This is a genomic window from Stenotrophomonas sp. Br8 (assembly GCF_014763005.1).
Taxonomy (GTDB): Bacteria; Pseudomonadota; Gammaproteobacteria; order Xanthomonadales; family Xanthomonadaceae; genus Stenotrophomonas; species Stenotrophomonas lactitubi.
This window is the reverse complement of the sequence record NZ_JACGTN010000018.1, coordinates 1-22,987: the sequence shown is the minus strand read 5'-3', so window position 1 is coordinate 22,987 and position 22,987 is coordinate 1. Positions and strand designations below refer to the sequence as shown.

At 62.8% G+C, this 22,987-nt stretch carries 32 protein-coding genes; 31 read left to right on the top strand and 1 reads right to left on the bottom strand.

All coding sequences use genetic code 11. The features are described from left to right. The first annotated feature begins 8 nt into the window (after positions 1 to 8). From fusA to H3005_RS16010, 30 genes are all read left to right on the top strand, one after another. Complete coding sequence (gene fusA / locus H3005_RS16155) at positions 9 to 2,150, top strand: elongation factor G (RefSeq protein ID WP_099819137.1); 2,142 nt, start codon at positions 9 to 11, stop codon at positions 2,148 to 2,150. A gap of 52 nt (positions 2,151 to 2,202) precedes the next feature. Then, the gene (gene tuf / locus H3005_RS16150; RefSeq protein WP_100463176.1) at positions 2,203 to 3,393 is read left to right on the top strand and encodes an elongation factor Tu; all 1,191 of its coding nucleotides are present in this window, start codon (positions 2,203 to 2,205) and stop codon (positions 3,391 to 3,393) included. A gap of 333 nt (positions 3,394 to 3,726) precedes the next feature. After that, complete coding sequence (gene rpsJ, locus H3005_RS16145) at positions 3,727 to 4,038, top strand: 30S ribosomal protein S10 (protein WP_010341589.1); 312 nt, start codon at positions 3,727 to 3,729, stop codon at positions 4,036 to 4,038. An 11-nt stretch (positions 4,039 to 4,049) separates the two neighbouring features. Beyond that, complete coding sequence (gene rplC / locus H3005_RS16140) at positions 4,050 to 4,700, top strand: 50S ribosomal protein L3 (protein ID WP_049470484.1); 651 nt, start codon at positions 4,050 to 4,052, stop codon at positions 4,698 to 4,700. Positions 4,701 to 4,712: 12 nt separating this feature from the next. Continuing rightward, complete coding sequence (gene rplD, locus H3005_RS16135) at positions 4,713 to 5,318, top strand: 50S ribosomal protein L4 (protein WP_025879302.1); 606 nt, start codon at positions 4,713 to 4,715, stop codon at positions 5,316 to 5,318. Further along, positions 5,315 to 5,614, top strand: a complete 300-nt coding sequence (gene rplW, locus H3005_RS16130; protein ID WP_025879303.1) for a 50S ribosomal protein L23 — start codon at positions 5,315 to 5,317, stop codon at positions 5,612 to 5,614. Before rplD ends, rplW begins: the two co-directional genes overlap by 4 nt. A gap of 10 nt (positions 5,615 to 5,624) precedes the next feature. Continuing rightward, positions 5,625 to 6,452, top strand: coding sequence for a 50S ribosomal protein L2 (rplB, locus tag H3005_RS16125; protein WP_099819139.1), 828 nt, complete (start codon positions 5,625 to 5,627; stop codon positions 6,450 to 6,452). A 6-nt stretch (positions 6,453 to 6,458) separates the two neighbouring features. Continuing rightward, positions 6,459 to 6,728 carry a 30S ribosomal protein S19 gene (gene rpsS, locus H3005_RS16120; protein WP_004145340.1) on the top strand — a complete coding sequence of 90 codons (270 nt, stop codon included), beginning with the start codon at positions 6,459 to 6,461 and terminating at the stop codon, positions 6,726 to 6,728. Between the two features lie 12 nt (positions 6,729 to 6,740). Beyond that, positions 6,741 to 7,076: a 50S ribosomal protein L22 gene (rplV, locus tag H3005_RS16115; RefSeq protein WP_004145348.1), complete on the top strand. Its 336-nt coding sequence runs from the start codon at positions 6,741 to 6,743 to the stop codon at positions 7,074 to 7,076. A gap of 18 nt (positions 7,077 to 7,094) precedes the next feature. Then, positions 7,095 to 7,829 (top strand): 30S ribosomal protein S3, encoded by a 735-nt coding sequence (gene rpsC, locus H3005_RS16110; RefSeq protein WP_004145350.1) that lies wholly within the window; start codon positions 7,095 to 7,097, stop codon positions 7,827 to 7,829. Between the two features lie 5 nt (positions 7,830 to 7,834). Further along, the gene (gene rplP / locus H3005_RS16105; RefSeq protein WP_025879305.1) at positions 7,835 to 8,248 is read left to right on the top strand and encodes a 50S ribosomal protein L16; all 414 of its coding nucleotides are present in this window, start codon (positions 7,835 to 7,837) and stop codon (positions 8,246 to 8,248) included. Beyond that, positions 8,248 to 8,433, top strand: coding sequence for a 50S ribosomal protein L29 (gene rpmC, locus H3005_RS16100; RefSeq protein WP_025879306.1), 186 nt, complete (start codon positions 8,248 to 8,250; stop codon positions 8,431 to 8,433). Before rplP ends, rpmC begins: the two co-directional genes overlap by 1 nt. Positions 8,434 to 8,444: 11 nt before the next feature. Continuing rightward, positions 8,445 to 8,714, top strand: coding sequence for a 30S ribosomal protein S17 (gene rpsQ / locus H3005_RS16095; RefSeq protein WP_004145355.1), 270 nt, complete (start codon positions 8,445 to 8,447; stop codon positions 8,712 to 8,714). Between the two features lie 12 nt (positions 8,715 to 8,726). Beyond that, positions 8,727 to 9,095, top strand: a complete 369-nt coding sequence (rplN, locus tag H3005_RS16090) for a 50S ribosomal protein L14 (RefSeq protein WP_025879307.1) — start codon at positions 8,727 to 8,729, stop codon at positions 9,093 to 9,095. A gap of 16 nt (positions 9,096 to 9,111) precedes the next feature. Then, positions 9,112 to 9,429, top strand: coding sequence for a 50S ribosomal protein L24 (gene rplX / locus H3005_RS16085; RefSeq protein ID WP_025879308.1), 318 nt, complete (start codon positions 9,112 to 9,114; stop codon positions 9,427 to 9,429). A gap of 11 nt (positions 9,430 to 9,440) precedes the next feature. Next, positions 9,441 to 9,983 carry a 50S ribosomal protein L5 gene (gene rplE / locus H3005_RS16080; protein ID WP_025879309.1) on the top strand — a complete coding sequence of 181 codons (543 nt, stop codon included), beginning with the start codon at positions 9,441 to 9,443 and terminating at the stop codon, positions 9,981 to 9,983. A gap of 18 nt (positions 9,984 to 10,001) precedes the next feature. Beyond that, complete coding sequence (gene rpsN, locus H3005_RS16075) at positions 10,002 to 10,307, top strand: 30S ribosomal protein S14 (RefSeq protein ID WP_089239001.1); 306 nt, start codon at positions 10,002 to 10,004, stop codon at positions 10,305 to 10,307. Positions 10,308 to 10,539: 232 nt separating this feature from the next. Beyond that, positions 10,540 to 10,938: a 30S ribosomal protein S8 gene (rpsH, locus tag H3005_RS16070; RefSeq protein ID WP_025879311.1), complete on the top strand. Its 399-nt coding sequence runs from the start codon at positions 10,540 to 10,542 to the stop codon at positions 10,936 to 10,938. A gap of 17 nt (positions 10,939 to 10,955) precedes the next feature. Continuing rightward, positions 10,956 to 11,480, top strand: a complete 525-nt coding sequence (gene rplF, locus H3005_RS16065; protein ID WP_089239003.1) for a 50S ribosomal protein L6 — start codon at positions 10,956 to 10,958, stop codon at positions 11,478 to 11,480. Between the two features lie 86 nt (positions 11,481 to 11,566). Beyond that, entirely contained in the window at positions 11,567 to 11,920 is a 354-nt protein-coding gene (gene rplR, locus H3005_RS16060) for a 50S ribosomal protein L18 (RefSeq protein ID WP_025879313.1), read from the top strand. Between the two features lie 161 nt (positions 11,921 to 12,081). After that, positions 12,082 to 12,624, top strand: coding sequence for a 30S ribosomal protein S5 (gene rpsE, locus H3005_RS16055; protein WP_025879314.1), 543 nt, complete (start codon positions 12,082 to 12,084; stop codon positions 12,622 to 12,624). After that, positions 12,617 to 12,808, top strand: a complete 192-nt coding sequence (gene rpmD, locus H3005_RS16050; protein ID WP_089239005.1) for a 50S ribosomal protein L30 — start codon at positions 12,617 to 12,619, stop codon at positions 12,806 to 12,808. Before rpsE ends, rpmD begins: the two co-directional genes overlap by 8 nt. Positions 12,809 to 12,812: 4 nt before the next feature. Then, positions 12,813 to 13,256, top strand: a complete 444-nt coding sequence (rplO, locus tag H3005_RS16045) for a 50S ribosomal protein L15 (protein ID WP_025879316.1) — start codon at positions 12,813 to 12,815, stop codon at positions 13,254 to 13,256. Between the two features lie 7 nt (positions 13,257 to 13,263). Continuing rightward, on the top strand, positions 13,264 to 14,631 hold the full coding sequence (gene secY / locus H3005_RS16040) for a preprotein translocase subunit SecY (RefSeq protein ID WP_025879317.1): 1,368 nt from the start codon (positions 13,264 to 13,266) through the stop codon (positions 14,629 to 14,631). 346 nt (positions 14,632 to 14,977) lie between these two features. Next, the gene (rpsM, locus tag H3005_RS16035) at positions 14,978 to 15,334 is read left to right on the top strand and encodes a 30S ribosomal protein S13 (protein ID WP_025879318.1); all 357 of its coding nucleotides are present in this window, start codon (positions 14,978 to 14,980) and stop codon (positions 15,332 to 15,334) included. Between the two features lie 11 nt (positions 15,335 to 15,345). Next, positions 15,346 to 15,735, top strand: coding sequence for a 30S ribosomal protein S11 (gene rpsK, locus H3005_RS16030; RefSeq protein WP_004145443.1), 390 nt, complete (start codon positions 15,346 to 15,348; stop codon positions 15,733 to 15,735). 15 nt (positions 15,736 to 15,750) lie between these two features. Next, entirely contained in the window at positions 15,751 to 16,380 is a 630-nt protein-coding gene (gene rpsD, locus H3005_RS16025; protein WP_025879319.1) for a 30S ribosomal protein S4, read from the top strand. A 55-nt stretch (positions 16,381 to 16,435) separates the two neighbouring features. Continuing rightward, positions 16,436 to 17,434: a DNA-directed RNA polymerase subunit alpha gene (gene rpoA, locus H3005_RS16020; RefSeq protein ID WP_025879320.1), complete on the top strand. Its 999-nt coding sequence runs from the start codon at positions 16,436 to 16,438 to the stop codon at positions 17,432 to 17,434. A 197-nt stretch (positions 17,435 to 17,631) separates the two neighbouring features. Further along, complete coding sequence (rplQ, locus tag H3005_RS16015) at positions 17,632 to 18,015, top strand: 50S ribosomal protein L17 (RefSeq protein WP_089239009.1); 384 nt, start codon at positions 17,632 to 17,634, stop codon at positions 18,013 to 18,015. Positions 18,016 to 18,208: 193 nt separating this feature from the next. After that, positions 18,209 to 18,715, top strand: a complete 507-nt coding sequence (locus H3005_RS16010) for a disulfide bond formation protein B (RefSeq protein WP_089239011.1) — start codon at positions 18,209 to 18,211, stop codon at positions 18,713 to 18,715. A 134-nt stretch (positions 18,716 to 18,849) separates the two neighbouring features. Here the strand turns inward: H3005_RS16010 and H3005_RS16005 are convergent, their stop codons facing one another. After that, the gene (locus tag H3005_RS16005) at positions 18,850 to 20,976 is read right to left on the bottom strand and encodes a TonB-dependent receptor (RefSeq protein WP_191078571.1); all 2,127 of its coding nucleotides are present in this window, start codon (positions 20,974 to 20,976) and stop codon (positions 18,850 to 18,852) included. Positions 20,977 to 21,199: 223 nt separating this feature from the next. Between H3005_RS16005 and H3005_RS16000 the strand changes: the two genes are divergently transcribed. Beyond that, positions 21,200 to 22,591, top strand: coding sequence for a 3-deoxy-7-phosphoheptulonate synthase class II (locus tag H3005_RS16000; RefSeq protein ID WP_089239015.1), 1,392 nt, complete (start codon positions 21,200 to 21,202; stop codon positions 22,589 to 22,591). The last annotated feature ends 396 nt before the right edge of the window (positions 22,592 to 22,987 follow it).

Sequence of the window (22,987 nt, the reverse complement as noted above, 5' to 3'; positions counted from 1 at the left end):
GGCTCCCCGTGGCCCGTTCCACTCCCATCGAGCGTTACCGCAATTTCGGCATCATGGCTCACATCGATGCCGGCAAGACCACCACGTCCGAGCGCATCCTGTTCTACACCGGCAAGAGCCACAAGATCGGTGAAGTGCATGACGGCGCCGCCACCATGGACTGGATGGAGCAGGAGCAGGAGCGTGGCATCACGATCCAGTCCGCTGCGACCACCGCGTTCTGGAAGGGCATGGACAAGTCCCTGCCGGAGCACCGCTTCAACATCATCGACACCCCCGGGCACGTCGACTTCACCATCGAAGTGGAGCGCTCGCTGCGCGTGCTCGACGGTGCCGTCTTCGTGCTGTGTGCCGTCGGTGGCGTGCAGCCGCAGTCGGAAACCGTGTGGCGCCAGGCCAACCGTTACAAGGTGCCGCGCATCGCGTTCGTCAACAAGATGGACCGCACCGGTGCCAACTTCAGCAAGGTCGTTGGCCAGCTGAAGGCGAAGCTGGGCGCCAAGGCCGTTCCGATGCAGCTGCCGATCGGCGCTGAGGAAGGCTTCAAGGGCGTCGTCGATCTGCTGAAGATGAAGGCCATCCATTGGGATGAGGCTTCGCAGGGCATGAAGTTCGAGTACAGCGATGTGCCGGCCGAGCTGCTCGCTGAAGCAACCGAAGCCCGTACCTTCATGATCGAAGCGGCTGCCGAAGCCAGCGAAGAGCTGATGGACAAGTACCTGGGCGGCGATGAGCTGACCGAGGCCGAGATCATCGAAGCCCTGCGCGTGCGCACCCTGGCCACCGACATCGTGCCGATGTACTGCGGCTCGGCGTTCAAGAACAAGGGCGTGCAGGCCATGCTGGACGGCGTGATCCAGCTGCTGCCGTCGCCGATCGACGTGCCGGACGTGACCGGTACCGACGTTGACGATGAAACCAAGGAAATGAGCCGCAAGTCTGACGACAAGGCTCCGTTCTCGGCCCTGGCCTTCAAGATCATCACCGATCCGTTCGTCGGCGCGCTGACCTTCTTCCGTGTCTACTCGGGCACGCTGAATGCAGGCGACCAGCTGCTGAACTCGGTGAAGGGCAAGAAGGAGCGCATCGGCCGTATCCTGCAGATGCACTCCAACAACCGCGAAGAAATCAAGGAAGTTCTGGCCGGCGACATCGCCGCCGCCGTGGGCCTGAAGGACACCACCACGGGTGACACCCTGTGCTCCATGGATCAGCCGATCATCCTCGAGCGCATGGTGTTCCCGGAGCCGGTCATCTCGATGGCTGTCGAGCCGAAGACCAAGTCCGACCAGGAAAAGATGGGTCTGGCACTGGGTCGTCTGGCACAGGAAGATCCGTCGTTCCGCGTCAAGACCGACGAAGAATCCGGCCAGACCATCATCTCGGGCATGGGCGAGCTGCACCTGGACATCATCGTTGACCGCATGAAGCGCGAGTTCAACGTTGAAGCCAACGTCGGCAAGCCGCAGGTGGCCTACCGCGAAACGATCACCATGTCGGACGTGAAGTCGGACTACAAGCACGCCAAGCAGTCCGGTGGTAAGGGTCAGTACGGTCACGTCGTGATCGAGCTGTCGCCGATCACCGAGGCCGATCGTGCAGATCCGAAGATCGCTGCTGGCATCAAGGACGACTTCCTGTTCATCAACGACATCACCGGTGGCGTGATTCCGAAGGAATTCATCCCGTCGATCGAAAAGGGCCTGCGCGAAACCATCACCAGCGGTCCGCTGGCTGGCTTCCCGGTCGTGGACGTCAAGGTGAAGCTGGTGTTCGGCTCGTACCACGACGTCGACTCCTCGGAAATGGCGTTCAAGCTCGCTTCCTCGATGGCCTTCAAGGAAGGTTTCCGCAAGGCCAAGCCGGTCCTGCTGGAGCCGATCATGAAGGTCGAGATCGTGACCCCGGAGGATTACCAGGGTGACGTGATGGGCGACGTCAGCCGTCGTCGCGGCGTTCTGCAGGGTTCTGATACCACCGGTGACGGTTCGGCCAGCATCATCAACGCGATGATTCCGCTGGGCGAAATGTTTGGCTACGCGACCTCGCTGCGTTCGCAGACCCAGGGCCGCGCCACCTTCACGATGGAATTTGACCACTACGAGCCGGCGCCGAACAACATCGCCGACGAAGTCATGAAGAAGGCCTGAGCGTAACGCTCAGGTCCTCCAAACCACTTACGAACCAATAAGGTAGAAAGAAATGGCAAAGGGTAAGTTCGAGCGCACCAAGCCGCACGTCAACGTCGGCACCATCGGTCACGTCGATCACGGCAAGACCACGCTGACCGCCGCACTGACCAAGATCGGTGCCGAGCGCTTCGGTGGCGAGTTCAAGGATTACTCCGCGATCGACGCCGCGCCGGAAGAAAAGGCACGTGGCATCACGATCTCGACCGCGCACGTCGAATACGAATCCACCGTTCGTCACTACGCCCACGTCGATTGCCCGGGCCATGCTGACTACGTCAAGAACATGATCACCGGTGCTGCCCAGATGGACGGCGCGATCCTGGTGTGCTCGGCCGCTGACGGTCCGATGCCGCAGACCCGCGAGCACATCCTGCTGTCGCGTCAGGTCGGCGTGCCGTACATCGTCGTGTTCCTGAACAAGGCCGACATGGTTGACGATGCCGAGCTGCTGGAACTGGTTGAAATGGAAGTCCGCGAGCTGCTGAGCAAGTACGACTTCCCGGGCGACGACACCCCGATCATCTCGGGTTCGGCCCGCCTGGCGCTGGAAGGCGACCAGAGCGAAATCGGCGTGCCGGCCGTCATCAAGCTGGTCGAGGCGCTGGACACCTGGATCCCGACCCCGGAGCGTGACGTCGACAAGGCATTCCTGATGCCGGTCGAAGACGTGTTCTCGATCTCGGGCCGTGGCACCGTGGTCACCGGTCGTATCGAGCGCGGCGTGATCAAGGTCGGCGAAGAAATCGAAATCGTCGGCATCCGTCCGGTGCAGAAGACCACCGTGACCGGCGTGGAAATGTTCCGCAAGCTGCTGGACCAGGGTCAGGCAGGCGACAACGCCGGTCTGCTGCTGCGCGGCACCAAGCGTGACGACGTCGAGCGTGGCCAGGTTCTGGCCAAGCCGGGTTCGATCAAGCCGCACACCAAGTTCGACGCCGAAGTCTACGTGCTGTCGAAGGACGAAGGCGGCCGTCACACCCCGTTCTTCAAGGGCTACCGTCCGCAGTTCTACTTCCGCACCACCGACATCACCGGTGCGGTCGAGCTGCCGGAAGGCGTCGAAATGGTGATGCCGGGCGACAACATCAAGATGGTTGTCACCCTGATCAACCCGGTCGCCATGGACGCCGGCCTGCGCTTCGCGATCCGTGAAGGTGGCCGTACCGTCGGTGCTGGCGTGGTTGCCACCATCCTCGAGTAATCTGTTAGACTCTGCGCCCCGATGTTGCCTGGGTAGGGCATCGGGGCGTATCAAACGGGAAAGTAGGCACAGGATGTGCCTTGTGTTCCCCGGACCAGGAAGGGTCAATGCCATTCAGGCGGCGTCAACAGGAGACTGTTGACAGCTGCCTTGCGTGCCATTATGCTTCTCCGTCTGGGCAGGCCGGTTTCACGGGTCTGCCTATGCTTTTGGGGTCTACGGATTGACCTTGTCGGCCTGCGGGAATGCGGGCCGTCTGTATTCAGGGATTTCATGGGGCAAAGCAACCCAGAGGCTTTGTCTGTCGCTCTTTTATCGAAGGAACCTACCGCCATGGCGGACCAAAAGATCCGGATCCGGCTGAAAGCGTTCGATCATCGTCTGATCGACCGTTCGGCCAGCGAGATCGTTGAGACGGCGAAGCGGACCGGCGCGCAAGTGCGTGGCCCGATCCCGCTGCCGACCAAGATCGAGCGTTACACCATCCTCGTCTCCCCGCACGTCGACAAGGACGCGCGTGACCAGTACGAGACCCGCACGCACAAGCGCGTGCTCGATATCGTTGACCCGAATGACAAGACCGTGGACGCGCTGATGAAGCTCGAACTGGCTGCCGGCGTCGACGTTCAGATCAAGTTGACCTGAGGACTACGACCATGACGAAGAAATATTCGTTGGGCTTCGTGGGCCGCAAGGCTGGCATGAGCCGCGTGTTCACCGAAGATGGCCGTTCCATCCCGGTGACCCTGATCGAAGCAACCCCCAACCGCATCGCGCAGATCAAGACCGTCGAAGCTGACGGCTACAGCGCCGTGCAGGTGACCGTCGGCGCGCGTCGCGCTGCCCTGGTCAACAAGCCGGAAGCCGGCCACTTCGCCAAGGCGAAGGTGGAAGCGGGTCGTGGCCTGTGGGAATTCCGCGTTGAAGACGCCCAGCTCGGCGATTTCGCCGTTGGTGGCGAAGTCAAGGCGGACATCTTTGAAGTCGGCCAGATCGTCGACGTCCAGGGTGTCACCAAGGGTAAGGGCTTCCAGGGCACCATCAAGCGCTACAACTTCCGCATGGGTGACGCTACCCACGGCAACTCGCTGTCGCATCGCGCGCCGGGTTCGCTGGGTCAGCGCCAGACGCCCGGCCGCGTGTTCCCGGGCAAGAAGATGTCCGGTCACATGGGCTCGGTGCAGCAGAGCACCCAGAACCTGGAAGTTGTCAAGGTCGACGTCGAACGCGGTCTGATCGCGGTTCGCGGCGCCGTTCCGGGCGCGGCGGGTGGCGACGTGATCGTCCGTCCGGCGAGCAAGGCATAAGGAGAGATGACGATGGAACTCGTTATCACGGGTAGCAATAACAAGGTCTCGGTCTCCGACGCCGTGTTCGGTCGCGATTTCAGCGAAGATCTGGTTCACCAGGTTGTCGTTGCTTACCGCAACGCCGGTCGCGCCGGCACCAAGGCGCAGAAGACTCGCTCCGAAGTGGCAGGTACCACCAAGAAGTCGAAGAAGCAGAAGGGCGGCGGCGCGCGTCATGGCGCACTGACGGCTCCGATCTTCGTCGGCGGCGGTGTCACCTTCGCGGCAAAGCCGCGCAGCTTCGAGCAGAAGGTCAATCGTAAGCAGTACCGTGCCGCCATGTGCGCGATCCTGTCCGAGCTGAACCGTCAGGGCCGTCTGACCATCGTGGAGTCCTTCGATGTCGAAGCGACCAACACGAAGGCTCTGATCGCCAAGCTGGCCGGCCTGGAAGTGGGCAAGCGCCCGCTGATCGTCACTGAAGAAGCCTCCGAGCACCTGTACCTGTCGGCGCGCAACATTCCCTACGTGGAAGTGCGTGACGTCCAGGGCCTGGATCCGGTGTCGCTGGTCGGTGCCGACACGGTCGTCATCACCGCTGACGCGGTCAAGAAGGTCGAGGAGTGGCTGGCATGAACAGCAACGAAAAAATCTTCAGCGTGCTGCTCGCCCCGCGTGTCTCCGAAAAGACCGCGCGCCTGCAGGAACTCTCCAATCAGTACGTCTTCGAAATTTCGAACGAAGCCACCAAGGCCGATGTAAAGGCCGCGGTTGAGCAGCTGTTCGACGTCAAGGTCGAAGCAGTCAACGTGGTCAACGTCAAGGGCAAGAACAAGTCCTTCCGTAACCGTGCTGGCCGCCGCGGCGATTGGCGCAAGGCGTACGTTCGCCTGGCCGACGGCCAGTCGATCGATGTAACGGCCAAGGCCTGAGGTACATCCCATGCCATTGATGAAATTCAAGCCCACTTCTCCCGGCCGCCGTTCGGCCGTGCGCGTGGTTACTCCCGACCTGTACAAGGGCGCTCCGCATGCCCCGCTGGTCGAGTCGCAGAGCCGTTCGGGTGGTCGCAACCACCACGGCCGCATCACCGTGCGTCACGTCGGTGGTGGCCACAAGCAGCACTACCGCCTGATTGACTTCAAGCGCAACAAGCTGGGCATCCCGGCGCGGGTGGAACGCATCGAATACGATCCGAACCGCACCGCCCACATCGCCCTGCTGTGCTACGTCGACGGCGAGCGCCGCTACATCATCGCCCCGAAGGGTCTGAAGGCTGGTGATCAGGTGATCGCTGGTTCGGATGCTCCGATCAAGGCGGGCAACACCCTGCCGCTGCGCAACATCCCGGTCGGTACCACCATCCACTGCATCGAGCTGAAGCCGGGCAAGGGCGCTCAGATCGCCCGCGCTGCAGGTGCTGCCGTGCAGCTGGTTGCTCGTGAAGGCATCTACGCCACCCTGCGCCTGCGCTCGGGTGAAATGCGCAAGGTTCCGGTCGAGTGCTGCGCGACCATCGGCGAAGTCGGCAACGACGAGCACAGCCTGGAAAAGCTGGGCAAGGCCGGTGCCAAGCGCTGGCGCGGCGTCCGCCCGACCGTTCGTGGTGCTGCCATGAACCCGGTTGACCACCCGCACGGTGGTGGTGAGGCGAAGGCCGGCCAGGGTAACCCGCATCCGGTCACCCCGTGGGGTGTTCCGACCAAGGGTTACAAGACGCGCCATAACAAGCGCACTCAGCAGTTCATCGTCCGCGATCGTAGGGGCTAATCGACCATGGCACGTTCACTCAAGAAGGGCCCGTTTGTCGATCACCACCTGGTTGCTAAGGTGGCTGCCGCTGCGGGTAGCAAGCGTCCGATCAAGACCTGGTCGCGTCGTTCGATGATCCTGCCTGACATGGTAGGCGTCACCATTGCCGTGCATAACGGCAAGAACCACATCCCGGTTCTCGTCAACGAGAACATGGTCGGCCACAAGCTCGGCGAATTTGCCATCACCCGGACCTTCAAGGGTCACGGTGGTGACAAGAAGTCGGGCAAGTAAGGAGAGATGACAATGGAAGCGAAAGCCATCCTGCGCACCGCGCGCATCTCCCCGCAGAAGGCACGTCTGGTCGCTGACCAGGTGCGCGGTCTGCCGGCCGAGCGTGCCGTCAACCTGCTGAAGTTCTCGGACAAGAAGGCTGCCCACCTGATCAAGAAGGTGGTGGAGTCGGCTATTGCAAATGCCGAGAACAACCAGGGCGCCGACGTCGACGAGCTGAAGGTTCAGACCATCATGGTAGATGAAGGTCCGACCCTGAAGCGTTTCATGGCGCGGGCGAAAGGCCGCGGTACCCGCATCCTCAAGCGCACCAGCCACATCACTGTGGTTGTGGGCGCCGCCAAGTAAGCGGATAAGGAAAAGACCATGGGTCATAAAGTTCATCCGATTGGTATCCGCCTCGGCATTTCCAAGGACTGGAACTCCAAGTGGTACGCCAACAAGGCCGAGTTCGCTGGTTACCTGGCAGCCGACCTGAAAGTGCGCGAAATGCTGCGCAAGAAGCTGGCTCAGGCCGGCATCAGCAAGATCCTGATCGAGCGTCCGGCAAAGACCGCTCGCGTGACGATCCACACCGCCCGTCCGGGCGTGGTGATCGGCAAGCGCGGTGAGGACATCGAGAAGCTGCGCAAGGAAGTGAGCGAGATGATGGGCGTCCCGGCGCACATCAACGTCACCGAAGTGCGCAAGCCCGAGCTGGACGCACAGCTGGTTGCCGAATCGATCGCGCAGCAGCTGGAGCGTCGCATCATGTTCCGCCGTGCAATGAAGCGCTCGGTCGGCAACGCGATGCGCCTGGGTGCCCTGGGCATCAAGGTCAACGTCGGTGGCCGCCTCAACGGTGCAGAAATCGCCCGTTCGGAGTGGTACCGCGAAGGCCGCGTGCCGCTGCACACGCTGCGTGCCGACATCGACTATGGCTTCGCTGAAGCCAAGACGACCTACGGCATCATCGGCATCAAGGTCTGGATCTACAAGGGCGAGGTCTTCGATTTCTCCCAGGTTGGCCAGGAAAAGCAGGACGACACCCCGTCGCGCAACGATCGTCATGATCGCGGCGACCGCGGTGACCGTCAGCGCCCGGCTCGTGAAGCGAGGTAACGACAATGTTGCAACCCAAGCGAACCAAGTACCGCAAGGTGCACAAGGGCCGTAACGAAGGCCTCAGCTGGAGCGCAAACGCTGTCAGCTTTGGCGAGTACGGCCTGAAGGCAACCGCCCACGGTCAGCTGACCGCGCGTCAGATCGAAGCGGCTCGCCGTTCGATCAGCCGCTACGTGAAGCGCGGCGGCAAGATGTGGATCCGAGTGTTCCCCGACAAGCCCATCACCAAGAAGCCCATCGAAGTTCGAATGGGTTCGGGTAAGGGCAACGTGGAATACTGGGTGGCCCAGATCCAGCCCGGCCGCATGATCTATGAAATCGAGGGTGTTACCGAGGAAGTGGCACGCGAGGCGTTCCGCCTGGCCGCTGCCAAGCTCTCGGTCACCACCACTTTCGTGACCCGGACGGTGCGCTGATGGATATCAAAACTCTCCGTGAAAAGTCGGCTGACGACCTCAAGGCCCACCTGATCGACCTGCGTAAGGAACAGTTCTCTGTCCGTATGCAGCAGGTCACCGGCCAGCTGCCGAAGACACACGACATCCGCCGGGTGCGTCGCGAAATTGCTCGCGTCAAGACCCTGCTCGGCAGCACGAAGTAAGGATGGCCGCTATGAGCGACAATACTGAAAACAAAGCGCTGCGCACGGTCGAAGGCCGTGTCGTCAGCAACAAGATGGACAAGACGGTTACCGTCCTGGTCGAGCGTCAGGTCAAGCACGCACTGTACGGCAAGTACATCAAGCGCTCGACGAAACTGCACGCCCACGATGCCGACAACGCCTGCAAGGAAGGCGATGTCGTCCGCGTGACCGAGATTGCTCCGATGTCCAAGACCAAGAACTGGCGCGTGGTGGAAGTCATCACGCGTGCGGCTGAATAAGGAGTCTGAATCATGATCCAGATGCAGAGCTACCTTGACGTCGCCGACAATTCTGGTGCCAAGCGAGTGATGTGCTTCAAGGTGCTGGGTGGTTCCAAGCGCCGTTACGCCGGCATCGGCGACATCATCAAGGTCACCGTGAAGGATGCGATTCCGCGCGGCAAGGTCAAGAAGGGTGAAGTGTATGACGCTGTCGTGGTGCGTACCCGCAAGGGTGTGCGTCGCGCCGACGGCTCGCTGATCCGCTTCGACGGCAACGCTGCCGTTCTGCTTAACAACAAGCAGGAGCCGATCGGGACCCGTATCTTCGGGCCGGTGACTCGTGAACTTCGTTCGGAGAAGTTCATGAAGATCGTCTCGCTCGCTCCCGAAGTGCTGTGAGCGACAGGAGATAATCATGGCTAACCGTATCAAGAAGGGCGACCAGGTTGTCGTCAACGCTGGCAAGGACAAGGGTAAGCAGGGCGAAGTCGTCCGCGTCGATGGCGACCGTCTGGTCGTTGCCAACGTGAACATCGTCAAGCGCCACACCAAGCCGAACCCGCAGGCAGGTGTTGCCGGCGGCGTGGTCGAGCGTGAAGCGTCGATCCATATCTCCAACGTGAATGTGCTGAACCCGGCTTCGGGCAAGGGCGAGCGCGTTGGCTTCAAGGTGCTGGAGGATGGACGCAAACTGCGTGTGTTCCGCTCCAGCGGTGAGGCGCTCGACGCCTGAGGAATGAGAAGATGACTTCCCGTCTCGAAAAGTTTTACAAGGAAGAAGTGGTTCCGGCGCTGATGAAGCAGTTCGGTTACACCAATTCCATGCAGGTGCCGAAGCTGGTCAAAGTCACCCTGAACATGGGTGTCGGCGAAGCGGCCACCAACAAGAAGATCCTGGAAAACGCCGTTGGCGACATGACCAAGATCTCGGGCCAGAAGCCGATCGTCACCAAGTCGCGTATCTCGGTGGCATCGTTCAAGATCCGTGATGGTTGGCCGATCGGCTGCAAGACCACGCTGCGTCGCCACAAGATGTACGAGTTCCTGGACCGCCTGATCAACATCTCGCTGCCGCGCGTGCGCGACTTCCGTGGTGTTTCCGGTCGTTCCTTCGACGGTCGCGGCAACTTCAACATGGGTGTGAAGGAACAGATCATCTTCCCGGAAATCGACTTCGACGCTGTCGACGCGATCCGCGGTATGGATATCGCCATCACCACCACTGCGAAGACCGACGCGGAAGCGAAGGCGCTGCTGGCAGCGTTCAAGTTCCCGTTCCGTAACTGATTCGTCGAGGAAACCGAAATGGCAAAGACCTCCATGGTCAACCGCGACATCAAGCGGAAGAAGCTGGCTGAAAAGTTCGCTGTCAAGCGTGCTGCTCTGAAGAAGATCGTGTCCTCCCCGGACGCGAGCTACGAAGAGAAGATCGAGGCCTCCACCAAGTTGTCGAAGCTGCCGCGCGATTCGTCGCCGAGCCGCCACCGCAACCGTTGCGAACTGTCTGGCCGCCCGCGTGGCGTGTACAGCAAGTTCGGCCTGGGTCGCAACAAGCTGCGCGAAGCCACCATGCGTGGCGACGTTCCGGGCCTGCGCAAGGCCAGCTGGTAATTCCAGCCGGTCCTGCCAGCGAGGGCGCCTTCGGGAGCCCTCGCAGCCGGGGAGGGGGAGTGTTCAGCTTTCCCTCTGCAAAAAACCGAAGAGCCCGACGCAAGTCGGGCTCTTTTGGCGTATACTCCCGCGTCTTGCTCTGCGCAACGCGTAGGGGGAGGGGGCCTGGCCCGTTTCCAGGAGACAACAGATTTTCGCGAAAGCGGATATCGGTGCACTCAAAGGTACTCATATGAGCATGACTGATCCCATCGCCGACCTGCTGGTCCGCATCAAGAATGCGGCAGCGGTTGGCAAGCAGACGGTGAAAGCCCCGTCGTCCAAGATCAAGGTTGCGATCGCCCAGGTCCTGAAGGACGAGGGTTACATCGCCGACCTGCGCGTGACCGCGCTCGAGAACAACAAGTCCGAGCTGGAAATCGTGCTGAAGTATTTCGAAGGCAAGCCGGTCATCGCGACCCTGAAGCGCTTCTCGCGTTCGGGCCTGCGCCAGTACCGCGGCAAGAGCGAACTGCCGAAGGTCATGAACGGCCTGGGCATTTCCATCATTTCCACTTCCAAGGGCATCATGACTGATGCGCAGGCGCGCCAGTTGGGCGTCGGCGGCGAAGTCCTGTGCTTCGTGGCCTAAGGCGAAAGGAGTAGACCATGTCCCGTGTAGCCAAGAAGCCGATCGACCTGGGTAAGGTTGAACTGAACGTCCAGAACGACAACGTCATCGCCAAGGGCCCGAAGGGCACCCTGTCGCTGGCCAAGCCGGCTGGTATCAACATCAATGTCGAAAACGGCGTTGCCACCCTGAGCACCGACAACGTGGACCTGATCCCGCTGACCGGTACCGTCCGCGCCATCCTGTCCAACATGGTCAAGGGTGTTTCCGAAGGCTTCGAGCGCAAGCTTGAGCTGGTCGGCGTGGGTTACCGTGCTGCGATGCAGGGCAAGGACCTCAGCCTGTCGCTGGGCTACTCGCACCCGATCGTGTTCGTGGCGCCGGAAGGCATCACCATCACCACCCCGACCCAGACTGAAATCCTGGTGCAGGGCGCTGACAAGCAGGCCGTCGGTGAAGCTGCCGCCAAGATCCGTGCGTTCCGCAAGCCGGAACCGTACAAGGGCAAGGGCGTGAAGTACTCCGACGAAGTCATCATCCGTAAGGAAGCCAAGAAGGCGTAAGCGCGAGTCCCTCGCAAGAGCCCGCACATCCATGTGCGGACTTTCCAGGGAAAAGCCCAACCTTCAGCTTTCAAGGAAAAAACATCATGAACAAGAACATCGCCCGCCTGCGTCGCGCCAAGTCGACCCGTGCCCACATCCGTGTGCTCGGTGTTGCCCGCCTGTCGGTGCTGCGCACCGGCCAGCACCTGTACGCACAGGTCTTCACCGCTGACGGCTCGAAGGTGCTGGCTGCTGCCAACACCACCCAGGCCGACATCAAGGAAGGCCTGAAGAACGGCAAGAACGCCGATGCCGCCGCCAAGGTTGGCCGCATCGTCGCTGAGCGCGCCAAGGCCGCCGGCGTCGAGAAGGTTGCCTTCGATCGTTCGGGTTACCGTTACCACGGCCGCATCAAGGCCCTGGCTGACGCTGCCCGCGAAGCCGGCCTGCAGTTCTAAGGGATCAGGGCAGGGGACTTCGGTCCCCATGCCCGCCTGCTCGCCAGCCTGAGTGAGGCTGGGCGGCGCCGCTCTTCTGCAGCGGCCCACCGCAACAACGCACCACTCCACAACCATAAGCGGCCTCGAGCCGTACATAACCCAACAACCAAGGAATAAACATGGCAGAAGAACGTCAGCAGCGGGGTCGCGATCGCGACCGTAACCGCGAAGAGAAAGTCGACGACGGCATGATCGAAAAGCTGGTCGCGGTCAACCGCGTCAGCAAGACCGTCAAGGGTGGCCGTCAGTTCACCTTCACCGCCCTGACTGTTGTCGGCGACGGCGAAGGCAAGGTCGGTTTCGGTTATGGCAAGGCCCGCGAAGTGCCGGTCGCCATCCAGAAGTCGATGGAGCAGGCTCGCAAGAACCAGGTCACCGTCGATCTGAACAACGGCACCCTGTGGCACACCATCAAGGATGGTCACGGCGCAGCGCGCGTGTTCATGCAGCCGGCTTCCGAAGGTACCGGCGTCATTGCCGGTGGTGCCATGCGCGCCGTGCTGGAAGCAGTGGGCGTGAAGAACGTGCTGGCCAAGGCCACCGGTTCGCGCAACCCGATCAACCTGGTGCGTGCCACCGTGAAGGGCCTGACTGCAGCGCAGTCGCCGGCTCGTATCGCGGCCAAGCGCGGCAAGAAGGTGGAGGATCTCAACCATGGCTAATGAAACCACCAAGACCGTCAAGGTCCGTCTGGTTCGCGGCCTGCGTGGTGCCCAGGCGCGTCATCGCCTGTCGGTGCGTGCGCTGGGTCTGGGCAAGCTGAACGATGTGCGTGAACTGAAGGACAGCCCGCAGGTTCGCGGCCTGATCAACAAGGTCCACTACCTCGTCAAGGTTGAGGAATAATCCAATGACCATGCATCTGAATGAATTGAGCCCGGCACCGGGCGCCCGCAAGGAACGTACCCGCGTCGGTCGCGGTATCGGTTCCGGCCTGGGCAAGACCTGCGGCCGCGGCCACAAGGGTTCGTTCGCCCGTAAGGGTGGCGGCAAGATCAAGGCTGGCTTCGAAGGCGGCCAGACCCCCATGCAGCGTCGTCTGCCGAAGATCGGCTTCCGTTCGCCGATCGCCAAGGACACCGCTGAAGTGCTGCTGTACCAGCTGGACAAGCTGCCGGCCGGCGAGATCGACTTCGCTGTCCTGCGTGCTGCCAAGCTGGTTCCGAGCACTGCCAAGAAGGCCAAGGTCGTCGTCAAGGGCGAAGTGACCAAGGCGTTCACCCTGAAGGGTGTTGCTGCCACGGCTGGTGCCAAGGCTGCGATCGAAGCTGCCGGCGGCAGCGTAACGGAGTAAGAGAATCATGGCGCAAGCTGGCATCGGTAACCTCGCGGGCGGAATGGGCAAGTTCACTGAACTTCGCCAACGTTTGCTGTTCGTCGTCGGGGCTTTGATCGTCTATCGCATCGGCTGCTACGTGCCGGTGCCGGGCGTCAATCCCGATGCCATGCTTGCCATGATGCAACAGCAGGGCGGCGGCATCGTGGACATGTTCAACATGTTCTCGGGCGGCGCCCTGCACCGTTTCAGCATTTTCGCGCTGAACGTGATGCCGTACATCTCGGCATCGATCGTGATGCAGCTGGCTGTGCACATCTTCCCCGCCTTGAAGGCGATGCAGAAGGAAGGTGAGTCCGGCCGCCGCAAGATCACCCAGTATTCGCGTATCGGCGCCGTGCTGCTCGCAGTGGTGCAGGGCGGTTCGATCGCGCTGGCGCTGCAGGGCCAGGTGTCGCCGACCGGCGCACCGGTCGTGTACATGCCGGGCATGGGCTTCGTGCTCACTGCCGTGGTCGCACTGACCGCCGGCACCATGTTCCTGATGTGGGTTGGTGAGCAGGTGACCGAGCGCGGCATCGGCAACGGCGTCTCGCTGATCATCTTCGCCGGTATCGTGGCGGGCCTGCCGGGTGCGGTCATCCACACCTTCGACGCCTACCGCGACGGCAACATCCAGTTCATCCAGCTGCTGCTGATCGCCATCGTCGTGCTCGCCTTCACCTTCTTCGTGGTGTTCGTCGAACGCGGCCAGCGCCGGATCACGGTGAACTACGCGCGCCGCCAGGGCGGTCGCAACGCGTACATGAACCAGACCTCGTTCCTGCCGCTGAAGCTGAACATGGCTGGCGTCATCCCGGCGATCTTCGCTTCGAGCCTGCTGGCCTTCCCGGCGACCCTCGCCATGTGGTCCGGCCAGGCTGCCAACCAGAGCACCTTTGGCCAGACCCTGCAGAAGGTCGCCAATGCCCTGGGTCCGGGCGAGCCGCTGCACATGATCGTGTTCGCTGCGCTGATCACCGGTTTCGCGTTCTTCTATACCGCGCTGGTGTTCAACTCGCAGGAAACCGCCGACAACCTGAAGAAGTCGGGCGCGCTGATTCCGGGCATCCGTCCGGGCAAGGCCACCGCCGACTACATCGATGGCGTGCTGACCCGACTGACTGCTGCCGGTTCGGCCTACCTGGTGATCGTCTGCCTGCTGCCGGAACTGATGCGCACGCAGTTGAATGCCTCGTTCTACTTCGGCGGTACTTCGCTGCTGATCGTGGTGGTGGTGGTGATGGACTTCATCGCCCAGGTGCAGGCGCACCTGATGTCCCATCAGTACGAGAGCCTGCTGAAAAAGGCCAACCTGAAGGGCGGCAACCGCGGTGGTTTTGCTCGCGGCTGATTAGCCTGTTATACTTTCGTCTTCCTGACGTGATGGTCCTCCGCTTCGCGGACTCTGGCCACACAAACGAAGGGCGGCCCCCGCAGCGGTTCCGGGTGGGGGTGTGATGAGGTGGTCCCGCGCTGGAGTAGCGCGGGCGGCCCGGGAGGCAACTCCAGGTCCAACCCCATCCGGCGCCGGAGCCTGGGCACACTCCCCGGGCCGGGTTCATGAAACCTCTGGTTTCACGGGCTTCCAAGTAAACCGGAACCTTGTTAGTATCACTGGTTCACTTTTTTGATCCATCCTGCCGGATCGGCGTGCCTTGAGCGCGCTGTCGGCCATCACTCAGCTGGAGAACCGCGTCATGGCGCGTATTGCAGGCGTCAACCTGCCAGCCCAGAAGCATGTCTGGGTCGGGTTGCAAAGCATTTACGGCATCGGCCGTACCCGTTCGAAGAAGGTCTGCGAAGTCGCAGGCGTCACTTCGACCACCAAGATCCGCGATCTGTCGGAGCCGGAAATCGAGCGCCTGCGCGCCGAAGTCGGCAAGTACATCGTGGAAGGCGATCTGCGCCGTGAAATCGGTATCGCGATCAAGCGCCTGATGGACCTGGGCTGCTACCGCGGCCTGCGTCACCGTCGCGGTCTGCCGCTGCGTGGCCAGCGCACCCGTACCAACGCCCGCACCCGCAAGGGCCCGCGCAAGGCGATCAGGAAGTAAGGGACATATAAATGGCTAAGCCTGCTGCTAAGACCAAGAAGAAGATCAAGCGCGTCGTCACCGACGGCGTTGCCCACGTCCACGCTTCGTTCAACAACACCATCGTGACCATCACCGACCGTCAGGGCAACGCTCTGTCGTGGGCGACCTCCGGTGGCGCTGGCTTCCGCGGTTCGCGCAAGTCGACCCCGTTCGCAGCCCAGGTGGCTGCCGAAAAGGCCGGTCGTGCTGCGCTGGACTACGGCGTGAAGTCGCTGGAAGTCCGCATCAAGGGTCCGGGTCCGGGCCGTGAGTCGGCCGTGCGTTCGTTGAACAACGTCGGCTACAAGATCACCAACATCATCGACGTGACGCCTATCCCGCACAACGGGTGCCGTCCGCCGAAGAAGCGTCGCGTCTAAAGGGAGCGATAAGAAATGGCTCGTTATATCGGTCCTACCTGTAAGCTCGCCCGTCGCGAAGGCGCCGACCTGTCCCTGAAGAGCCCGGCGCGTGCGCTGGACTCCAAGTGCAAGTTGGAGCAGAAGCCCGGCCAGCATGGCGCCACTGCCCGTAAGGGCAAGCTGTCCGACTACGCTACCCAGCTGCGTGAAAAGCAGAAGGTCAAGCGTATCTACGGTCTGCTGGAGCGTCAGTTCCGCAACTACTACAAGAAGGCCTCGACCAAGAAGGGCAACACCGGCGAGAACCTCCTGCAGCTGCTGGAAACCCGCCTGGACAACGTTGTCTACCGCATGGGCTTCGCCGTGACCCGTCCGGCTGCCCGTCAGCTGGTGTCGCACCGCGGCGTCACCGTGAATGGCAAGTCGGTCAACCTGGCCTCGTACCAGGTCAAGGCTGGCGACGCCATCGCCCTGTCTGAGAAGGCTGCCAAGCAGCTGCGCGTCCAGGAAGCCCTGACCGTCGCCGCCCAGCATGACCTGAGCCCGTCGTGGGTTGAAGTGGATTCCGGCAAGTTCTCCGGCATCTTCAAGGCTGTTCCGGATCGTTCGGATCTGCCTGCAGACATCAACGAAGCGCTGATCGTCGAGCTGTATTCGAAGTAATTCACATTGGAGAGCCCCCGGCGACGGCCGGGGGTTCACTAGGAGAACCCGCAACATGACGGTTACCGCCAACCAGGTTCTGCGTCCTCGCGGTCCGCAGATCGAACGCATTACCGACACCCGTGCAAAGGTCGTTATCGAACCTTTGGAGCGGGGTTACGGGCATACGCTGGGTAATGCCCTGCGTCGCGTGCTGCTGTCGTCCATCCCGGGCTTCGCCATCACGGAAGTCGAAATCGACGGCGTGTTGCACGAGTACACCACGGTCGAAGGTCTGCAGGAGGACGTGCTGGAAGTCCTGCTGAACCTGAAGGACGTGGCCATCCGTATGCACTCTGGCGACAACGCGACTCTGTCCCTGTCCAAGCAGGGTCCGGGCGTTGTCACCGCTGCCGACATCAAGGTCGACCACAATGTGGAGATCTTGAACGGCGACCACGTGATCTGCCACCTGACCAAGGACACGGCAGTGAACATGCGTCTGAAGATCGAGCGTGGTTTCGGCTATCAGCCGGCTGCTGCGCGTCGTCGTCCGGACGAAGAAACCCGTGCCATCGGCCGTCTGGTCCTGGATGCCTCGTTCTCGCCGGTCCGCCGTGTCGCCTATGCCGTGGAAGCGGCTCGTGTCGAACAGCGCACCGATCTGGACAAGCTGGTCATCGATATCGAGACCAACGGCACCATCGACGCCGAAGAAGCAGTGCGTACCGCTGCCGACATCCTCAGCGATCAGCTGTCGGTGTTCGGTGACTTCACCCACCGCGACCGCGGTGCGGCGAAGCCGGCCAACAACGGCGTGGATCCGGTGCTGCTGCGCCCGATCGACGATCTGGAGCTGACCGTGCGTTCGGCCAACTGCCTGAAGGCCGAGAGCATCTACTACATCGGCGATCTGATCCAGAAGACCGAAGTCGAGCTGCTGAAGACCCCGAACCTGGGTAAGAAGTCGCTCACCGAGATCAAGGAAGTGCTGGCCCAGCGTGGCCTGTCGCTCGGCATGAAGCTGGAGAACTGGCCGCCGGCCGGCGTCGCCAGCCACGGCATGCTGGGCTGATACAGCCTTTCTGCAAGACTGCATGGCCCCGTCGGCAACGACGGGGCCATTGCACCAAGGCAATACCGCCACGACGAACGAAGGTTCGCGGGCAGGTCGTCCAGGACGGATGGCCAGGACCAACCGCAGTCCGAGCAGCAGCGCCAGGAAGGCGACAACGATCCGCAAAGCCACATCATTAACCAAGGAATATCATCATGCGTCATCAGAAATCCGGCCGTAAGTTCAGCCGTACCAGCGCCCACCGCGAAGCGATGTTCAAGAACATGGCCGCCTCGCTGTTCAAGCACGAGCTGATCAAGACCACCCTGCCGAAGGCCAAGGAACTGCGCCGCGTCGCCGAGCCGCTGATCACCCTGGCCAAGGTCGACTCCGTCGCCAACCGTCGTCTGGCCTTCGCCCGCCTGCGCGACAACGAAGCCGTCGGCAACCTGTTCACCATCCTGGGCCCGCGCTACGCGACCCGTCCGGGCGGCTACCTGCGCCTGCTGAAGTGCGGCTTCCGCGCCGGCGACAACGCGCCGATGGCCTACGTCGAACTGGTTGACCGTCCGGTCGTGGCTGAAGCCGTCGAAGAATAATCGACGCGCGACACCCGTCATTCGGTGAAGAACCCGGCCTCGTGCCGGGTTTTTCCGTTTCTGCGGGGGCAGAGCCCTTTGCATCCGCAAAGGGATCCGACCCCGCACCGTTCCGACGGGCGCGACGTTGTGGCGGTTCGAACGGCGCGCAGTCTCGGTTACGCTTGCGGTCCGTACTACACGAGCGTTGCCGATGAATCCTCTGCGCTGGCCTTTCCGCGCCCAGTTTCTGCTGGGCTTCCTGATCTGCGCGGGCCTGCTGGGCTACGCCATCTTCCTGCAGTTGAAGATGGGCCTGGAGCCGTGTCCGCTGTGCATTTTCCAGCGCCTGGCATTTGTCGCCCTGGGCCTGCTGTTCCTGATCGGCGCCCTGCATGGGCCGTCCAACCGTCCGGGGCGTGCGACCTACGGCATCCTCGCGTTCATCGCCGCTGCCGTGGGCGTGGGCATCGCCGCACGCCACGTCTACGTGCAGATGCTGCCGCCGGAGATGGGTGCGACCTGTGGCCCGCCGCTGGCCTTCCTGCGCGAAACCATGGGGCCGCTGGAAGTGTTCCGTACCGTGCTGACCGGCACCGGCAACTGCGGCAACATCGACTGGACCTTCCTCGGTCTGACGATGCCGATGTGGTCGGGCGTGTGGTTCGTGCTGCTGGCGCTGTGGGCGTTGGTTGTGTCGCTGCGCAAGGTCAAGCGCTGATCCAGCCTGGAGCCACGCATGGCGTGGCTCTACTGCATATCGGCAGCCACGCATGGCGTGGCTCTACTGGGTTCCGGTAGCAACCCTGAGGGCGGTGCAGTCCCCTGCAATGCCGGCCAGCGGCCGGCACTACCTCAGAAATCCTGCTGCAGGCTCAGATAGGCGCCGCGACGCGGCCCCCATTGCGGCGCGAACACGCCGATGCCGCCGCCATCGCGCAGCTGGTAGCTGCGGTCCAGCGTGTTGAGCACGGCCAGCTGCACATGCAGCGGATGGCCGCTGTCGGCGTTGAAGTCATGCGCGGCGCTGAGATTGACCTGAAGGTACGACGGCAGCTCGCCGCCATTGGGCACGCCCTCGATGTCCGAGCGCAGGCCGCTGCCGTATACGTAGTTCGCACCCACCCGGTTGTGGCCGGCGAAGGCGTAGCTGACGCCGCCGGAAGACGTCAGCTTCTGGTCGTGGTCCAGATGGATCCAGTTCTGCTGCACGTAGGCCAATGCATCCGGATCGAGGTTGTACTGGCTGGTGATGACCTGGGTGCCCATCGCCTTGTTGTAGGCCGCGTTGAAGTACGCGCTGATCGGCCCGTTGCTGTAGTCGGCGCTGAACTCCAGGCCGTGGATGTGGCCGCGCCGATAGTTGAAGGTGGAATAGATGTAGGCGGCGCCGAACTGGCCTTCGTCCTGCAGGCGCGAGACGCGGCGGTCGTAGGCATCCAGGCCGAGGGTGAGGTGCTCGCCGACCTGCTGTGAGACGCCGATGTCGTAATAGTCACTGCGCTCGGACAATGGCGTGTTGCTGCCACCGGCGGGTTGCTGGTTGCTGGTGCCGTCGAACAGGGCCAGATCGCTGCCGGCAACCAGTTCGCTGGCGGGTGGGGTGAAGTAGCGCGAGTAGCCGGCATGCACCGTGGTGCTGTCGCTGGCATTCCAGACCACGCCCAGGCGCGGGCTGAGCTGGCCCTCGGTGTGGCCGAACGCCTTGAAGCGGTCGCCGCGCAGGCCGTAGTTGACCGTCCAGTCATCGCCTATCCGCCACTCATCCTGCACGTACAGTGCCGCGGTGCTGGCGTGGAAGGCATTGCGGTCCGGGATCAGCTGCGGCGTGGTGCTTGTCTGCCGGCCATCGGCATCGACCGGGAAGACCCAGCTGCTGTTGTTGGCGGCGGCGTGTTCGTAGTTGCCATACAGGCCATAGCGCAGGGTGTGGTTGTCGCCCAGCGGCGTGGAGAAATCGGCCTGTAGCGTGTCGGCACGGTTGTTGCGCTGGACCTGCGAGGCGACGCCACTGAACACCAGGTCGCCGACGACGTCCGGGTTGAAGGCCACATCGCTGTAGCGCTGGCCGGCCGAGAGCTGGTACGCGGTCTGGCCCAGCGTGCCCTGCAGCACCAGCATGCCGAAGCGGGTGGTCTCGCGCTGGGTTTCGTCCAGCTGGCTGGAATCGAAGGTGGTGGTGTCCAGGTAACCGAACTGCGGGGTCTGCCCCGGGTTGACCGGAATCTGGAAGCGGTTGTTGGCGAAGCCGGCGAACACGCTCAGGCGGGTGTTGTCGTTGACCAGATAGGTCAGGTCGGCAAAGGCCTTGCCCTGGTGGGTATCGTCATGCAGCGGCTTGCGTGCGCTGGTGGGGTTCTCCAGCCCGACCTCGTTCTGGTCGTAGTTGCCGGTCAGGAACCAGCTCCAGCGGCCCTGGTTGCCCCACCAGGAGGCATTCGGGTTGACCTTGCCGAAGGAGCCGGCGGTGATGCCGGCGCTGCCGCCGTTGCCCAGCTCGGCGCCACTGCGGGTCGTGATATCGACCACCGCGGCGGTGCGTTCACCGAACTGGGCCGGCAGGGCACCATCCATCAGGCGGATGCTCTTGATGGTGCGGGCATCCAGGGTCTGGCCGAAGCCGGAGATCGATTCGGGCAGCAGTACGCCGTTGATGCGGTACTGCAGGTTGGCGTGGTCGCCGCGCACGTGCACGCCGCCGTAGGAGTCCTGGACCACGCCCGGGGCCTGCAGCAGTACCTGGCTGAGCGGGGCGGAGGCGCCCAGGGGCTGCTTCTGGATGTCCTCGGCGGTGATCTGGTACTGGCTGCTGCCGATGTCCGGGGAGAGGGCGTTGCGGGCCTGGTCGAGCTGGGCGCTGACGGTGACCACGTCGAGGTTCTTGACCGCAGCCGCGCTGGAATCAGTGTCGGCGGCAAGTACGGGTTGGCTGGCCAGGATCAGGGCGAAGGTGATGGCGGTGGTGAGCAGGGAGGGCTTCATGGGAAATGGGCAGGGAAGAGGGAAGGGGCCGGTCCATGAGGGAGTGTTACTCCGTAACAACTGCGTGCCGATCATGCGCCTGTCCAGCGGTGGCGACCATGCCGTTTCTGGCCGATCACGCGGCCCCTTTCCACGCCGTTCAGGCAGTCGCGGCGGTGCCTGGCCCTTTGCGTCAGCGGCTGGCTCTGCGACCATGACCGCCCCCCACCCCCGGATGTCCGTGATGAGCCTGTCCGCCGTTCCGCCCGCCCCCGATCCTGCCGCCATCGCTGCTGGCGCTGCCTGGTCACCGGAGAGCTGGCGGGGCAAGACCGCGCTGCAGATGCCGACCTATCCCGATCCGGTGGCGCTGGATGCCGCGCTGCACGAGTTGAAGCGGCTGCCGCCGCTGGTGACGTCGTGGGAGATCCTGGCGCTGAAGCAGCAGCTGGCCGACGCCCAGGAGGGCAAGCGTTTCCTGCTGCAGGGTGGCGACTGCGCGGAGAATTTCAGCGACTGCGAATCGGGCACGATTTCCAACCGGTTGAAGGTGCTGCTGCAGATGAGCCTGGTGCTGGTGCACGGCCTGCGTCAGCCGGTGATCCGCGTCGGCCGTTTTGCCGGGCAGTACGCCAAGCCGCGCTCGGCCGATACCGAAACCCGCGACGGTGTGACCCTGCCCAGCTACCGTGGCGATGTCATCAATGCGCCGGCCTTCACCGAAGCGGCGCGGCTGCCCGATCCGAAGCGGATGCTGCAGGCCCACGCGCATTCGGCGATGACGATGAACTTCGTGCGGGCGCTGATCGATGGCGGCTTTGCCGACCTGCACCATCCCGAATACTGGAACCTGGAATGGGTAAGCCATTCGCCGTTGGCCGCCGACTACCAGAAGATGGTCGCCTCGATTGGCGATGCCGTGCACTTCATGGAGACCCTGGCCGGGGCGCGCGTGCACAACCTCAACCGCATCGATTTCTACACCTCGCATGAAGCGCTGCTGTTGCCCTACGAGCAGGCGCTGACCCGGCAGGTGCCGCGCCAGCAGGGCTGGTTGAACCTGAGCACGCACTATCCGTGGATCGGCATGCGTACCGCCGCACTGGATGGCGCACACGTGGAGTACCTGCGTGGCGTGCGTAATCCGATCGCGATCAAGGTCGGCCCGTCGGTGACGCCGGACCAGCTGCTGCGCCTGATCGATGTGCTCAATCCGGATGACGAGCCGGGCCGCCTGAGCTTCATCCACCGCATGGGTGCGGCGCAGATCGCGCAGAAGCTGCCGCCGTTGCTGGATGCGGTCAAGCGCGATGGTCGTCGCGTGCTGTGGGTGTGCGATGCGATGCACGGCAATACCGAGAGCACCGCCAACGGCTTCAAGACGCGGCGCTTCGACAATGTACGTGGTGAGGTCGAGATGTCCTTCGACCTGCACGCGGCTGCAGGCACCCGCCTGGGTGGCGTGCATCTGGAACTGACCGGTGAGGATGTGACCGAATGCACCGGCGGTGCGCGCGAGTTGACCGAGCGTGACCTGGAGCGTGCGTATCGTTCGACCGTCGATCCGCGATTGAACTACGAGCAGTCGCTGGAGATTGCGATGGCGATCGTGCGCAAGCAGGAGCAGGTGCGGTAAAAGGTGTTTCGGCAGGGCTGCGCCCTGCACCCGCAGAGGCAACGTCAACGTCAAATGCGGGCATTCGGCGTGTTGGCGGGGCGGTGTCGGATTGCGGGGACGCCGCAAGTACGTCCTTGTAGGCTTGGCCGCGGCATCCATGCCGCGGACACCCCGCAATCCGACACCGCCCCACCTTCGACAGATCTCCACGGCTGTTGGTAGGTGTCGACCTTGGTGGACACAAGTAGATCCACGCCATGCGTGGATGACTCCATCGAAATCGAATATTTCGATATCGGAACGAATTGAGCCGAGCATTGCTCGGCTCTACAGAAATGCCGGCAGATCGCGGAAATCTGTCGAAGGCGGGGTGGGTCCGGTTGCGGGAGTGTCCGCGGCATGGATGCCGCGGCC